Below are 13,878 nucleotides of genomic sequence, written 5' to 3' on the forward strand. Positions count from 1 at the left end.
TCCTGGGAATCGGTGTGCTGCCAGTGCAGAACGCGGTGGTCAGGACCGGTGGGCGCCGGGGCGGGGCACCCGTACCACACGGGGTGGGGCGCCCGCGTCACTGCTCCTCCACCGATTCGGTACGCCGGCGGGTGGGGAAGGAGGCCGCCGGGCGGTGACGGGGGGCCGTGGAGCGGGGGGCCGGGGTGGTACGGGCCGCGGGGGTGCCGGAGCCGCCGGTGCTGGCGGCCAGGCCGTAGCGGCGCTGGGTGGCCGGGACGCCCCAGGCGGAGGTCTCGACCGGCGTCGCGGGCGCCGAGCCCGCGCCGCCGCGGCCGGGACGCGGGGTCCTGCCGTCGGCCGCTGCCCCGGTCTCGCGGGCCAGCCGCTCCAGCGCCTTGCCCGCCGCCTCGCGCCAGGAGTCGGCGCCGAGCCGTTCGAAGGCGCCGAGCGCGCCCCGCAGCCGGGCGGTGGCCTGCTCGTACCGGCGCTCGCGCAGGTCGAGCGTGCCGAGCGAGAACAAGATGGCGGCCTCGCCGAGGGAGTCCCCGGCGCGCTGCGTGGCGCGCAGCGCGTCGGTGCCCGCGGCCCGCCAGTCGTCGTGGGCCCGCTGGACCGCGGCCAGCGCACCGACCGCGACCGCCAGGTGCCAGCACGCCTCGGTCTCGTGGACGTCGGCCGCCTGCCGTACGGCGGCCAGCAGCGACTCGCGCTCGGTGCCGTACCACTCGCCGGGGTCGCTCAACACGGCCCGGAGCATGGGCAGTTCCATCGGCCAGCGGGTGGGGTGGTGGAGTTCGGCGGCCGGGGTGCCGCCCTGGCGCAGCAGCGCCTCGTCGGCCAGCGTCAGCCACGCGCCGAGCAGCCGCCGCCGCGGGGCCGACTCGTCCTGGTCCTCGGCCAGTTCCGCCAGGCACTCGGCGGCGTGCAGCCGGGTCAGGCCGCGCAGCCGGTAGCGGGCGGTGACGCCGCTGCCGCCGACCGGGTCGACCAGCCGGGCGTCGACCAGCGTCTCCAGCACGTCCACGGCCGACGCGGTCGCCACGTCGAGCAGCGGGGCCGCGGCCCACGCGGGGAACTCCGCCGTGGGCAGTCCGCCGAGCCGGGCGAAGAGCTGCCGTGCGGGCGCGGCCAGTTGCTCGTAGGTGCCGCGCAGCGCGGCCCGTACGTCCAGGCCCTGGTGGAACAGCTCGTCCAGCCGGCGGCGTTCGTCGCGCAGCCGCGCGGTGAGCTGGGCCAGGCTCCAGTGCGGGCGGGCGGACAGCCGGGCGGCGGCGGCGCGCAGTGCCAGCGGCAGCCCGTCGCACAGCTCGGCCAGTTCGATCGCCTCGCTGGGCTCGGCCGCCACCCGCTCGCGGCCGGTCATCGCCGCGAGCAGTTCCACGGCCTCGGGGATCTGCGGCACTTCCAGCTCGACGGTGTACGTGTCGGCGGGCGCCGACAGCCTGGCGCGGCTGGTGACGAGCAGACCGCAGGTGGGGGTGCCGGGCACCAGGGGGCGCAGCAGCGTGACGTCGGCGGCGTCCTCGACGACCACCAGCATCCGGCGCTCGGCCAGCGCGCTGCGGTAGAGCGCGGAGCGGCCGTCCAGGGACTCGGGTACGGCGGCGGCGGTGAAGCCGAGCGCCCGCAGGAAGCGTTCCAGGACGTCGGAGACCTCGCGGGGACCTGCGCCGACCGGCAGCCTCGCGTACAACTGGCCGTCGGCGAAGGCCGGGGCGAGGGCGTGCGCGGCCTCGACGGCGAGCGCGGACTTGCCGACGCCCGCGCAGCCGGTGATCACGGCCATCGGCGCCGAGGGCGCGGACAGCCGGTCGGTCAGTTCCGCCAGGACGTCGGCGTGGCCGGTGAAGTCGGTGATCCGGGCCGGGAGCATCCGCGGCAGCGGCAGCGGCGCGGTCGCGTTGACGGTGGCGGGGGCGGCGGTCTGCGGGAGGTCCAGGTCGCCGGAGCCGTTGAGGATGGCCAGCTCCAGCTTGAGCAGCACCGGCCCCGGCTCGATGCCCAGCTCCTCGATGAAGGTGCGCCGCACCTGGTGGTACGCGGCCAGTGCCTCGGCCTGCCGCCCGCAGCGGTACAGCGCGGTCATGAGCTGCACGGCGGGGCGCTCGCGCAGCGGGAATTCGGCGGCCAGCGCGCTGATCTCGCCCAGCACCTCGTGGTGCAGGCCCAGACGCAGCTCGGCGTCCAGGCACTCCTCCAGCACCTCGAAGCGGCGCTCGGAGATCCGTACCAGCTTCGTCTGCACCACGGGGCTGTCGACCTCGGGCAGCGGGTCGCCGTTCCACAGGTCGAGCGCCTCGCGGAAGGCGGCGCGGGCGGCGGCGGGCCGCCCGTCGGCCGCGGCGGCCCGGCCGCGGGCCGCCAGCTCGTCGAAGACGTGCAGGTCCAGCTCGCCGGGGGCGAGGTCGAGGGTGTAGCCGAGGCCGTGCATGCGGATGCGCTTGCCGAGCCCGGCGCGCTCCATCCGCTGGCGCAGCGCCGACACGGCGGTCTGCACCTGGGAGCGGGCGGTCGCGGGCGGGGCGCCGCCCCAGACCGCGTTCACCATCGTTTCGAGTCCCACACCGCGGCCGGTCTCCAGCAGCAGCAGCGCCAGCACGATCTGCTGCCGCCGCGCCGTGACCGCCACCTGCTGCGAGCCGCGCACCTCGAGGGAGCCGAGTACCCGGAACCGGACCGCGGTGCCCACCGGGGCGGCGGGCGCCTGCCCGTCCACGGTGGGCTCACCCGTCAGGTCCGTTGTCGAGTCCGATGTCGAGTCCGCGGGCGGGTTCGCAGCCGGGTCCGGCGTGGGGTCCGCCGTGGCTCTGGCGGGGAGGGGTGATGCGATCGCCATGTCCGTCAGCCTTCCTTGCAACGTGAGGCTCGCGGGGCCCGGTGCCGCCGCGGCGGGTGGGTTCAGATCAGGACTTCGTGCGGTGCCGGATGGCCGAGGAAGCCGACCGGACTGGCCGTCAGGCCGTAGGCGCCCGCCTGGAACACCGCGATGAGGTCGCCGATCTCCGCGTGGGGCAGTGACACGTCCTTGCCGAGCAGGTCGAGCGGGGTGCAGAGGCAGCCGACCACGTCGACCGTCTCGGTGGCCGGGGCGACGGCGGAACCCACCACCGCGATGGGGTAGTTGCGCCGGATCGCGCGGCCCAGATTGCCGGTGGCCGCGAGCTGGTGGTGCAGACCGCCGTCCACCACGAGGAAGGTGGTGCCGCGGGAGATCTTGCGGTCCACGACCCTGGTCAGATAGACACCGGCCTCGCCGACCAGATAGCGGCCGAGTTCGATGACGGTGCGCGCCTGCGGGAGCGCGGGGCGGATGACGGTGTCGAGGAGCTTGGCGAGGTTCTCGCCGATCGGCCCCAGGTCCAGGGCGCGGTCACGGGCGGCGTAGGGGATGCCGAAGCCGCCGCCGAGGTTGAGGTAGCGCACCGGTCCCGGCGCGTGCTCGGCCAGTTCCGTGACCAGTTCCACGGTGCCGCGCTGGGCGGCGCAGATGCTCTCGGCGTCGAGGTTCTGCGATCCGGCGAAGACGTGGAAGCCCTGGAAGTCCAGCCCGGCCGCGCCGATCCCGGCGAGCAGTTCCGGCGCCTGTTCGGCGTCCACCCCGAACTGCTGCGGTCCGCCGCCCAGCCGCATGCCCGAACCGCGCACCGCGAAGGGCGGGTTGACGCGCAGGGCGACGCGGGCGGTGATGCCGAGCTGTTCGCCCGCGAGCCGGACCCGGGCCAGTTCCGTGGCCGACTCCAGTTCCACGATGACGCCCGCGGCGACGGCCTGCCGGATCTCGATCGAGGTCTTGCCGGGTCCGGCGAAGCCGATCCGCTCGGCCGGGACGGTGGTGTCGAGCGCGGTGAGCATCTCACCGGCCGACGCCACGTCGAGGCCGTCGACCAGCGTGCTCATGTGGTGCAGCAGCGCGGGCATCGGATTGGCCTTGACGGCGTAGTTCAGCTCCACGCCGTCGGGCAGCGCCGCCCGCAGTTCCGCGACGCGGCGGCTGAGCAGGGAACGGTCGTAGGCGAAGAAGGGGGTGGAGCCGACGCGTTCGGCCAGCCGCCCCGCGGGCACCCCGCCGACGGCCAACTCGCCGTCCACGACGGTGAACCGGCCGTGCCGGCCGAAGCCGCCGAAAGCGTCGGCGCCCTCCGCGCCCTGACCCGGTGCCGCGCCGCTCATCGGTTGCCCTCCACGGTCCTGCGCAGCTCGACCCGGTCGAATTTCCCGTTCACCGAACGCGGCAGTTCGTCCAGGACGACCGTGCGGCGCGGCAGCATGTACGGCGGCAGCTCGCGGGCGAGCGCCTGGTGCAGCCGGGCGGTGTCGCAGGCGCCCGCGACGACCAGGACCACGTGCTGGCCGAGCCGTTCGTCGCCGACGCCGAGCGCGACCGCCTCGGTGACCAGGCCGCTGGCGTACACGGCCTCCTCGATCTCGGTGGGGCTGATCCGGTAGCCCGACGACTTGATCATGTCGTCGGTGCGGCCGACGAAGTACAGAAAACCGGCCTCGTCGCTGTAGACGGTGTCGCCCGACCAGACCGCCAACTCGGTGCCGCCGTACGGGACGGCGCCCGGCACCGGGCGGAAGCGTTCGGCGGTGCGCTCGGGGTCGTTCCAGTAGCCGAGGGCCACCAGCGCGCCGCGGTGCACCAGTTCGCCGTGCTCGCCGGGCACGCACGGGGTGCCGTCGGGGCGGAGCACCAGGATCTCGGCGTTGGGGATGGCCTTGCCGATCGAGTCGGGACGGCGGTCGGTCTCGTCCGGGTCGAGGTAGGTGGAGCGGAACGCCTCCGTGAGCCCGTACATCAGATACGGCCGGGCCTGCGGGAAGATCTCGCGGAGCCGGCCCAGGGTGGCGCGGGGCATCCGGCCGCCGGTGTTGGCGAAGTACCGCAGCCGCGCGGTCGCCTCCCGCGGCCACTGCTGGGCGGCCAGTTGCAGCCACAGCGGTGGTACGCAGGTGAGCGCGGTGACGCCGTGGCGGGCGCAGAGCCGTACCACCTCGCGCGGCAGCAGGTAGTTGGTGAGCACCAGGTGGGCCCCGGCGATCAGGGTGGTGGTGAGCTGGCTGAAACCGGCGTCGAAGCTGAACGGCAGCGCGGCCAGCACCACGTCGTCCTCGGTGTGCCCGAGGTAGGAGGCGACGCTCTCGGCCCCGGCGAGCAGATTGCGGTGCGAGAGCACCACGCCCTTGGGGCCGCCGGTGCTGCCCGAGGTGTAGAAGACGGCCGCGACGTCGCCGTCCACGACGGCGTCGGCGCCGGGCACCGGCAGCGGCCCGTGCTCGCGCAGCCGCTCCCACGGCACCGCGGTCCAGCGGTCGTCGGCCGGGAGTACGGTGCCGGTGTCGCCGATCAGCACCAGGTGGCGGACGGTGGTGTCCGGCGGCAGCGCCGCGCGTACGGTCTCCAGCCGCTCGGCGGTGGTGACCAGCGCGGTGACCGCGCAGTCGGTGGTGATACCGGCCAGGTGGCGGCCCTTGAAGAGCGGGTTGACCGGGACGAAGACGGCCCCGGCCGCGGAGACCGCGAGCATCGACACGACGGTCTCGACGCGCTTTTCCGCGTAGACCGCGACGCGGTCGCCGCGCCGCACGCCCAACCGGTGCAGGCCGTAGGCGACTTCGGCGACCTGCTCGGCGAGTTCGCCGTAGCTGACGGTGCGGTCCTTGAAGGTCAGCGCCGGTCGGTGGGTCGCGCCGCGCGCGATCAGCCGGTCCAGGCGGGTCAGCGGCGCGGCGACCCGGCGGGCGGCCACCGCCGCCCCGTGGGGCGCCGTGCCGTTCGTGGACGGCGCACTTGTCGCCGTGCCGTTCGCCGTGCCGTTCGTCGCCGTGCCGTGTGCTGTCGTCCGGCCCGTCGTCGGTTCGCTCACCGCCGACGCGCTCACCGTCGGCTCACTCATGGCCGGCCGCGAGTTCCGGCGTGACGAAGTCGGCGACGGTCGCCCACAGCGAGCCGACCGTGGCGAAGGTCTCCTCGGTCAGCAGCTCGTCGTCCAGCTCCACCCCGAAGTGGTCCTCCAGGTCCGCGAGAAGCTGCACGACGCCCATCGAGTCCAGCCCCAGCGCGGCCAGATCGGCGTCCGCCGTCAGCTCGTCGCCCTCCGCGTACGGCAGGCGGGGCAGCAGGACGTCCTGAAAGGTGCGCGGTATCTCCCGCGTCGTCTCGGCCATGGTGATCGGTCCCCTTGTCTTCGTCCGGTCTTCGTCTTCGTCCGGGGCGCGGGACCCACCCGCGCACAGATGTCACTTGACCGCCGGCCGCTCTCGAACCGCCATCGCAGCGCTCTCGCCCGGCCCCTCGGACGAGGTGACGCGGGTTCCCGGGGCGATGGCGCGGCCCCCGGCGGCGGTCCCCGGACAGTGGGCCGATAGCGGATCGATAGCGCGCCGGGAGCCGGTATCAGGGGGCGGTGAGCGGAACGAGGGCGGCGTGATGGCGGCCCGACGCACCATGGGCGGAGCACGAACGGAACCTGACCCGCCGCGGCACCGCATTGATCCACGAAGGGGAGGCACCCTCCATGCTCACGGGGATATCCGACCTCGCGCCGACACCGGACCGCCCGCCGGAACACCCGCGTCCCGCGGGATACGACCGGCACCCGGCCGGCGGCCACGACAGCGGCGATCTCGTCGCGGTCTACCAGTACGCGACCCGCAGCGGCGCCGTCACCCCCGGCTCGATCGACCTGGTGGCGCTCGAACTCGGCCTGTCCGCGGGGGAGGTGTTCGCCGCCGCCGCACGGCTGGTGGAACTGCGGCTGCTGCGCACCGACGAGACGACCGGCACCGGTCTCGTACCGGTGGACCCGCACTCCGCGGCGACCCAGCTCACCTCGCCGATCGAGCGGGCCATCCTCCAACAGCGCGAGCTGGCCGACCGGTTGCGCGCCAGGATCGACTCCATCGCGGGCGGTCCGGGCGGCGCGGAAGGGCCGCTCGGCGTCATCGACACCGTCGAGGGCGAGGCCGAGATCCGCGGCCTGCTGCGGCTTGCGGCCGGTGACTGCGCCACGGAGGCGATCGTCCTGCGCCCCGGTCACGACGCGCGGATCGCCCCGGACGACCTCTTCGACGCCTGCTACGACACGCTCGGCACGGAGATCGACGTACGGGTGCTCTCGCCGCACCGCGACCGCGCCGACTTCGCCTCCCGCGCCCGCGCCAAGAAGCTGACGGAACGCGGCGCGTCGATCCGCACCATCCGCTCCGTGCCGCAGACGGCGGTGGTCTTCGACCGCGCGCTGGCCGTGGTGGTCACCGCGGGCGAGGCGGGCGGACCGCCCACCGCGCGGCAGGTCCGCGACGAGACGATGATCCGGTGCATGGTCGACATGTTCGACCTGCTGTGGGACGGCGCCGCGCCCTTCGCGATGGAGGAGGCGGGCTACGCGGAGGACATCAACGACGACCTCCAGCGCTCCATCGCCCGGCTGATGGCCCAGGGCCTCACCGACGAGGTCGTGGCCCGCCGCCTGGACATGTCGGTCCGCACCTGCCGCCGCCACATCGCGGCCCTGCTGCGCAGCCTGGGCTCGGTCAGCCGCTTCCAGGCCGGCGTCCAGATCGCCCAGCGCCTGTCCCTGGAGGAGGCCGCCTGAACCCGCCCCCCGCACACCCGTCCCCGACCCGCACGGCGGCGGCCGACCCCCACCGGGGTCGGCCGCCGCCGTGGGTTGCGGGGGCGGCGTGCGCGGGCCGGTCCCGGATGTCACGGGCGCGGTACGGCGGCGCGCGGAACGGCGGTACGGCGGAGCGGTCCCGACATGGCCGCGAGCGGTACGGCGGTACGGTCCCGGCATGGCCGCGCCGCCCTCGCCGCGGGTGGTCCGTGGCGAGGGCGGCGCGGTCGACAGCGGCCGGGCGGAAGGGTGTCAGGCCGGGGTCAACTCCGGGGTCGGCTCCTGGACCGGGGTCAGTCCGTGGGCCAGGCCCGACAGGGGCCGGGTGCCGCCGAGCTGTGTCAGATCGGCGCCCTCCCAGCCGCGGGCGCGCAGCTCGGTCAGGACCCGCGGCGCGCGCAGCATCCGGCCGCCCGCCACCGTGTAGGAGGCGTCGAGGTCCACGGCGGCCAGTCCGTTGACCTCGGCGACGACGGCGGCCAGCGCGTCCGCGGCCACCGCTTCCGTACGCGCCGCGCGGGCACCCTCCCCGGCCGTCACCCGGAAGAGGTCGGGGCGGCGCGCACCGGGCAGCGCGGAGCCGGTGTCCAGGCAGTGCAGCCGCAACTCCCGCTCGTCCAGGGGCCGTTCCGTGGTGACCTCGGCGAGCAGCCGGCCGTCTTCCACGGACACCCGCGCGGACCGTACCGCCGGATGCGCCAGCAGCACGCGCTCGGTCGCGTCCAGGTCCACCGCGTCGGGTCCGAGCCGGGCCAGGCGGCGCGGGGCGGGGGCGGTGAAGTCGAAGAGCGCGGCGGCCTCGTCGAGCCGCAGGTCGACGGCCGCGTCGCGGTGCGCCTCCAGCAGCCGCCCGTACCCGCGCAGGAAGTGCTCGACGGCCGCCGCGTCCATCACGTCCGCCCGCGCGTTGAGGCCGACGGTGACCCCGTCGTCCCACTCCCCGACCCGCAGATAGGTGTCGGTCTCGGACAGCGCCCACGCGGTCGGCTCCGGTGTCCGCAGGAGGCGTTCCTTTCGGGTGCCGCAGCTCTTGGTCCCGTGGTTGAGGAAGTTGACCTCGGAGGAGGTCCTGATCGGCGCGCCGCGCCGGAAGGCGTCCTGGGCGACCAGCTCCACGATCTCGTCGTACGGCGCGTACGCGTGCTCCTGCGCCGTCTCCAGCGCGGCGGCGACCCGCGCGACCACCTCGGCGAATCCGGGGTCGCCGCCGAGGTCGACCGAGACGAGCGCCGGCGAGAACATGCACGTCAGCACGGACATCCGGGGTCCGTCCTGGCGGTGGCTGGTCAGCCAGCGGTGGGTGACCGTCCGCTCGCCGGTGTACGTGGCCATGGCCACCGCGTACGCCGCCAGGTGCACCGCGGAGGGCCACACCCGCAGCCGGGCGGCGATCTTGCGGACGGCGGGGAGCAGCGCGGGCGAGGTGAGCGTCGCCCCGAAGGCGGCGACGCCGTCGGGCACGGCCGGCTCACGGCGCCGTACGAACATGTCGGCGGGCAGCTCGGGCACCGCCCGCCGCCAATAGCGCAGCATCTGCGCCCGCTCCGGCGACGGCCGCGCCTCGATGGCGGCGAGGTCGGCGGGCTGGTACGCGACCGGCCCCAACTGCGCCCGGCGGCCGGTGGCGAGCGTGCCGAGCAGTGCCTCGAAGTCGCGCTGGAAGAGCTGCATGCTCCAGTCGTCGAAGGCCGTGTGGTTGAGGACGAGCGCCAGCGTGCGCGGCACTCCGCCCGTGGTGACCGCGCAGGCCCTGATCGGCCACTCGCGTTCCGGGTCGAACTCGGTGGTGGACATCTCGGCGATGACCGCCGCGGGTCCCGGCGTGCCGTCCTGCTCGGTGGCGGCCACCAGCAGCGGCATCGGCCCCGGCGGCTCGACCCGCTGTCTCGGGCCCGGCCTGGCGTGTGCGTCGAAGACCGTGCGCAGCCCCTCGTGCCTGCGCACCAGATAGGCCAGCGCGGACCGCAGGCCCGTCAGGGAGAGTCCCTGCGGCAGCGGGTAGTTGGTGACGATGTGCGCGTCGTGACGAGCGCCCGCGGGCACCTGCTGGTACCTCAGCCAGTGGTACCGCTGCCCCCAGCAGAGGTCCGCGCTTCTCACCTCGGGCATCCCGCCCTCCTTCCAAACCGTGAGTGGGACCGGCCCGGCCGCATTCGCGCGGGCCCGTGAATCACCTCCCAGCATCGGGCCCGAACGGGAATAACGGCAGCGTTTCACGGTGGCCGCTTGTTGACGGCAAAAAGCTGCCATCGGGATTCGACCCGGTGCAACCCGGCAAGGGTTGACGGGAGTTGCGCCGTCCGGGAATCTCATGGTGTCGGAGAAACCAGATCCGGCATCCGGGGCCCACTCGGGTCCCGAATTTCCTTACATGGAAGGTGTGGTTCCTTTGTCCAAGACCGCCGTGAAGGCCGCCGTCAAGGCCGCGTCCAAGGCCGCCAGCAAGGCTGCCGTCAAGGCCGCTGACAAGTCGGCGACCAAGGCCGCGTCCAAGGCGGCCAGCAAGGCTGCGAGCAAGGCCGCGTCGAAGGCGGCCGTCAAGGCCGCGGTGAAGGCCGCGTCCAAGGCCGCCTGATCTCGGACCTGCAACATGTCTGAGCTCACGGCCGTGTGACGTCCGTCGCCGGCAAGGCGCCGCGTCCGCCATCAGGCGGCCGGCGCCCTGCCGGCGGGCAGCCCTCCCCCAGGGCCGGACGGCCGACCGCTCGGGCCCACTTCTCCCAGGGAAGGGGAAAGTCCGGTGGAACACGCCGAGATTATCGAGCACCTTCAGCATTCCCTCTCCGTGATCCTGGACCGGCCGCTCCCCGAATTCAGCGCGGATACCAGGATTCTCGAAGACCTGGAGATCGACTCCATGCGTTTTGTCGAACTCCTCATGAGCCTTGAGGACACCATCGGCCTCGAAGTCGACCCCGACACTCTCGAACCCGAGGTATTCCAGTCCGCAGGCTCCTTTGCCGACTACATCAAAATCCGGCTGGACCTCACGCGGGTCGCCGGTTAGCCGAACACGGCACGGCCCAACGGAGGATTCGATGAGGGACACGCTCGTGGCGTGTGAAGCGGCGGCCCATGACGGCGGGTTCACGCCCGGCCTGGAGCTGGCGCTGCGCACGGTGGAGGTCGGCGCTCCCGCGGGACGCGTCGCCGCTTTCCCGGCGGGCCGGGTGCCCACGGGCGCCGAGGTCGTGCCGCACCGCCTCGCGGAAATGGAGGGCGTCGCCTTCGTGGCGTGGCCCCACCGGCCCGCAGAATCCGCCGCACCGGCCTCGTACGACGGGCCCGACGACCGCCGCACCGTATTCGCCGCGCTGCTCGGCGCGGTACGGGTGGGCGTGTCCCGCAGGCTCCTCGACGACGCGGTCGCCCACCTGTCCGGACGGGTGGGCGGCGGCGAGCCCCTGATCCGCAAACAACTCGTGCTCGGCACCGTCGCCGACGTCATGACCGCACTCGACGCCGTACGCCAACTCCTGCTCGTCGCCCACCGCGTCCCCGCGGCCGTGGCCGACGCGCACGACCGGATCACCGCGCTCGACTGGGACACCGCCAAGCTCTTCGGGGCCTCCGGTTACCTCGCCGACGGACCGGTGCGCGCCGCGTACGTCGGCCGGCTCGCGGCGGACTGCTGGACCGACCGGGAGGACGTACAGCCATGATCCCCCTCGACACCCCGCTGCGGGAGCTGCGCGAACAGTGCCGGGAAGCGGGCCGGGAACTGCGCGCCCACGCCCTGGCCGTCGACGCCGACCCGGCCGGCACGGCCCACCTCGACCTGCCCGTCATGGCGCTGGTCAGGTCCGCCTCCACCCCCAAGGACTACCGCACCGGCTCCGCCGTGGACGACGGCGGCTACTCCGACACCTGCCTGTCCCGCGTGGTCGCCAGCGTCGAACTGGCGCGCGGCGACGCGGGGGTGCTCAGCGCCAACACCGGTCCCTCCCTGGCCGGCGTCGCTGTCGACACCCTGGGCAACGAGGCACAGCGCGAACTGTTCTACGACACCATCGCCGACGGTCGCGCCTGGACCTTCTTCGGCATGACGGAACCGGAGCACGGCACCGACGCCACGGCGATGGAGAGCAGGTTCGACGCGGCGGGCGACCCCGCCGACGGTTACCTGCTCTCCGGCTCCAAGCGCTATGTCGGCAACGCCTCCCGGGGCGCGATCGGCGTGGTCTTCGCCAGGACCGGCCGCAGCCCGCTCTCCATCCGCGGCGCGCTGATCCGGCAGCCCGCGCCCGGCTTCCACGGCGAGCCGCTGGACATGATCGGTCTGCGCGGCGCGCGGATCTGCCGGCTGGACCTCGACGAGGTGCCCGTGCCGCGCGAGATGCTGCTCGGCGCCCACCTGCCCGCCTCCCGGCGCGGTCTGTGGGGGATCAGCAGGACCTTCAACGCGATGCGGCTCCAGATCGCCGCGCTGGCCCTGGGCACCGCTCTCGGCACCCGCGACTACGTGACCGAGCAGCGTCCCGGCTGGTCGGGGCACGAGGTGGTCTCCGCCCGGCTCGACGCGGCCACGGCGCTGCTGTACGAGTCCGCGGCGGCCGTCGACCTCCAGCCCGACGTCGTACGGCCGCCGTCCATGGCGAAGCTGCACACCACCGATCTGGCGGTGCGCACCACGCACTGGGCGGCCCGGGCGCTCGGCCCCGGCGCGCTGATCGAGCACCCGCTGCTGGAGAAGTGGAGCCGGGACGTGCTCGCCTTCGAGTTCATGGAGGGCACCAGCAACATCCAGCGGCTGCACATCACCCACGACCTGGCTGCGCGGAAGGGACGGACATGACCGCCACGGACCTGACGGCGCGCCCGGCCACGGCGTCCGTCCCCGCCCCCGCGACAGCTCCCGCGCCCGCGTCCTTCGCGTGGTCCGCCCGGCCGGTCACGGAGGCCGACCACGACGCCGTACTCGACCTCTTCACCGAGTCCGACTTCTACTTCCGCACCGCCCGCCCCGCCACCCGCCCGCAGTGGGAGATCCTCGCGCTGCTGGACGAGGACACCCGGCTGCTGAGCGCCGACGGACGGCCCGTGGGCCTGTACGCCCTGGAGGCGATGGGCGCCGAGCACGCCTGCCACTACGTGCTGCACCTGCGGCTGACCTCACGGCTGCGCACGGACGCCTGGGCGTCGGCGTACCGCGAGCTGGTCCGGGCGCTGCGCTGGCAGCGCGAGGTGGTCCGACTGGCCGTCGTCGTGCACGAGTTCGACGACCGGGGCCTGACCGCCGCCCGCCTGGCGGGCTTCACCGAGGAAGGCGTCCTGACCGGACACGTCGTCCACGACGGACACCGCCGCGGTTCCGTCTTCCTCTCCCGGATCTGGGAGCCCACGTCATGATGCTGCGCGGATACCGGGGCGCCGACCTGCCCCTGCTCACCGGCCACTGGCTGCCGGGCGAGCTGCTCGGCCTGTCCGTGCCCGGCAGGCCCGTCCTGGCGGAACCGGCCCGGGTGCCGGCGCCGGAAGGTCCCGGCGAGGACGGAGCGCCGGGCCAGGACGACGAGTTGTGCGTCGTGCCCGGCACCGGCTTCGTCCGGCTCGCCGCCCTGGACTGGGTGCACCGCAGGGCGCGGCTGGAGATCGGTCTGCGCTCCGGCGCGGAGACCAGCGCGGAGCCGCTGCTGAAGGCCGCCCTCGACCACGCCTTCCGGGTGCTCGGCCTGAGCCGGGTCTTCGGCTGGGTCACCCCGGCCGTGCCGCTGCCCGACGGGCTCCCGCGCGACGCCCTGCTGCGTGACGCGGGGCTGAGCCCGGAGGCCGACATCCCGCGGGCGCTGTGGCTGGACGGCCGCCCGGTGGCCCGACAGATCTGGGGAGCGACCCGCCATGGCTGACCTGACCCTGCTCGGCACCGCCGAGGCCGCCGCGCGGCTGAGCGCCGCGCCGCAGGCCGCCCGCGGCTTCCTCGGCCTCGACCCGGTCACCCAGAACGGCCCGCTGCTCGCCCGCGAGCTGGCCCGTACCGGAGCGCAGGTGCTCCAGGCCGGGGACGTGCTGCTGGGATACGTGCCCAACCCCGCGCAGCCGCGCCAGGGTTGGGTCGCGACCACGTCCGCCGACCCGGAGCCGCTGGCCGCCCTGCTCGCCTTCCTGCGCACCTACCGCCGGTGCACGTCGTATGTCGCCGAGGTCCCCGACGGCTCACCGGCCGTGCCCGCGCTCGAAGCCTGCGGCTTCACCGGCGCCGGCCGGCTGCCCGGCCATGTCTTCCACACCGGCGGCTACCACGACGTGCTGGTCTACTGCGCCACCGAGGAGGGCTGAC

At 74.3% G+C, this 13,878-nt stretch carries 13 protein-coding genes; 8 read left to right on the forward strand and 5 right to left on the reverse strand.

All coding sequences use genetic code 11. The annotated features are described in order from the left end of the window. Nucleotides 1–97: 97 nt before the first annotated feature. The 4 genes from ACIQCJ_RS13960 to ACIQCJ_RS13975 all read right to left on the reverse strand — a co-directional run bounded on the left by ACIQCJ_RS13960 (nucleotide 98) and on the right by ACIQCJ_RS13975 (nucleotide 6,150). Nucleotides 98–2,818 carry a BTAD domain-containing putative transcriptional regulator gene (locus ACIQCJ_RS13960; protein WP_402711488.1) on the reverse strand — a complete coding sequence of 907 codons (2,721 nt, stop codon included), beginning with the start codon at nucleotides 2,816–2,818 and terminating at the stop codon, nucleotides 98–100. Nucleotides 2,819–2,880: 62 nt separating this feature from the next. Continuing rightward, nucleotides 2,881–4,152, reverse strand: coding sequence for a pyridoxal-dependent decarboxylase, exosortase A system-associated (locus tag ACIQCJ_RS13965; RefSeq protein ID WP_355341390.1), 1,272 nt, complete (start codon nucleotides 4,150–4,152; stop codon nucleotides 2,881–2,883). Next, entirely contained in the window at nucleotides 4,149–5,879 is a 1,731-nt protein-coding gene (locus ACIQCJ_RS13970) for an acyl-CoA ligase (AMP-forming), exosortase A system-associated (RefSeq protein ID WP_402711489.1), read from the reverse strand. The genes ACIQCJ_RS13965 and ACIQCJ_RS13970 overlap by 4 nt, the downstream gene beginning before the upstream one ends. Further along, nucleotides 5,872–6,150, reverse strand: a complete 279-nt coding sequence (locus tag ACIQCJ_RS13975; RefSeq protein WP_355341384.1) for a phosphopantetheine-binding protein — start codon at nucleotides 6,148–6,150, stop codon at nucleotides 5,872–5,874. Before ACIQCJ_RS13975 ends, ACIQCJ_RS13970 begins: the two co-directional genes overlap by 8 nt. 350 nt (nucleotides 6,151–6,500) lie before the next feature. Here ACIQCJ_RS13975 and ACIQCJ_RS13980 point away from each other — a divergent pair, with 350 nt between their 5' ends. Further along, on the forward strand, nucleotides 6,501–7,580 hold the full coding sequence (locus ACIQCJ_RS13980) for a hypothetical protein (protein ID WP_355341381.1): 1,080 nt from the start codon (nucleotides 6,501–6,503) through the stop codon (nucleotides 7,578–7,580). A gap of 273 nt (nucleotides 7,581–7,853) precedes the next feature. Here the strand turns inward: ACIQCJ_RS13980 and ACIQCJ_RS13985 are convergent, their stop codons facing one another. Next, nucleotides 7,854–9,710 (reverse strand): condensation domain-containing protein, encoded by a 1,857-nt coding sequence (locus tag ACIQCJ_RS13985; protein ID WP_402711490.1) that lies wholly within the window; start codon nucleotides 9,708–9,710, stop codon nucleotides 7,854–7,856. 280 nt (nucleotides 9,711–9,990) lie between these two features. Here ACIQCJ_RS13985 and ACIQCJ_RS13990 point away from each other — a divergent pair, with 280 nt between their 5' ends. The 7 genes from ACIQCJ_RS13990 to ACIQCJ_RS14020 all read left to right on the forward strand — a co-directional run bounded on the left by ACIQCJ_RS13990 (nucleotide 9,991) and on the right by ACIQCJ_RS14020 (nucleotide 13,877). Further along, complete coding sequence (locus ACIQCJ_RS13990) at nucleotides 9,991–10,176, forward strand: hypothetical protein (RefSeq protein WP_355342376.1); 186 nt, start codon at nucleotides 9,991–9,993, stop codon at nucleotides 10,174–10,176. A gap of 165 nt (nucleotides 10,177–10,341) precedes the next feature. Further along, nucleotides 10,342–10,608 (forward strand): phosphopantetheine-binding protein, encoded by a 267-nt coding sequence (locus ACIQCJ_RS13995; protein ID WP_188284224.1) that lies wholly within the window; start codon nucleotides 10,342–10,344, stop codon nucleotides 10,606–10,608. Nucleotides 10,609–10,639: 31 nt separating this feature from the next. Next, nucleotides 10,640–11,263: an acyl-CoA dehydrogenase family protein gene (locus tag ACIQCJ_RS14000; RefSeq protein WP_355342379.1), complete on the forward strand. Its 624-nt coding sequence runs from the start codon at nucleotides 10,640–10,642 to the stop codon at nucleotides 11,261–11,263. Further along, entirely contained in the window at nucleotides 11,260–12,396 is a 1,137-nt protein-coding gene (locus tag ACIQCJ_RS14005) for an acyl-CoA dehydrogenase family protein (protein ID WP_355342382.1), read from the forward strand. The genes ACIQCJ_RS14000 and ACIQCJ_RS14005 overlap by 4 nt, the downstream gene beginning before the upstream one ends. Continuing rightward, nucleotides 12,393–12,950 carry a hypothetical protein gene (locus tag ACIQCJ_RS14010; RefSeq protein ID WP_391163053.1) on the forward strand — a complete coding sequence of 186 codons (558 nt, stop codon included), beginning with the start codon at nucleotides 12,393–12,395 and terminating at the stop codon, nucleotides 12,948–12,950. The genes ACIQCJ_RS14005 and ACIQCJ_RS14010 overlap by 4 nt, the downstream gene beginning before the upstream one ends. After that, nucleotides 12,947–13,447 (forward strand): hypothetical protein, encoded by a 501-nt coding sequence (locus tag ACIQCJ_RS14015; protein WP_355342388.1) that lies wholly within the window; start codon nucleotides 12,947–12,949, stop codon nucleotides 13,445–13,447. Before ACIQCJ_RS14010 ends, ACIQCJ_RS14015 begins: the two co-directional genes overlap by 4 nt. Further along, a complete protein-coding gene (locus ACIQCJ_RS14020) occupies nucleotides 13,440–13,877 on the forward strand; it encodes a GNAT family protein (protein WP_355342391.1) in 438 nt (145 codons plus the stop codon). The genes ACIQCJ_RS14015 and ACIQCJ_RS14020 overlap by 8 nt, the downstream gene beginning before the upstream one ends. The last annotated feature ends 1 nt before the right edge of the window (nucleotide 13,878 follow it).

This window comes from Streptomyces sp. NPDC093221, from assembly GCF_044753885.1.
GTDB lineage: Bacteria > Actinomycetota > Actinomycetes > Streptomycetales > Streptomycetaceae > Actinacidiphila.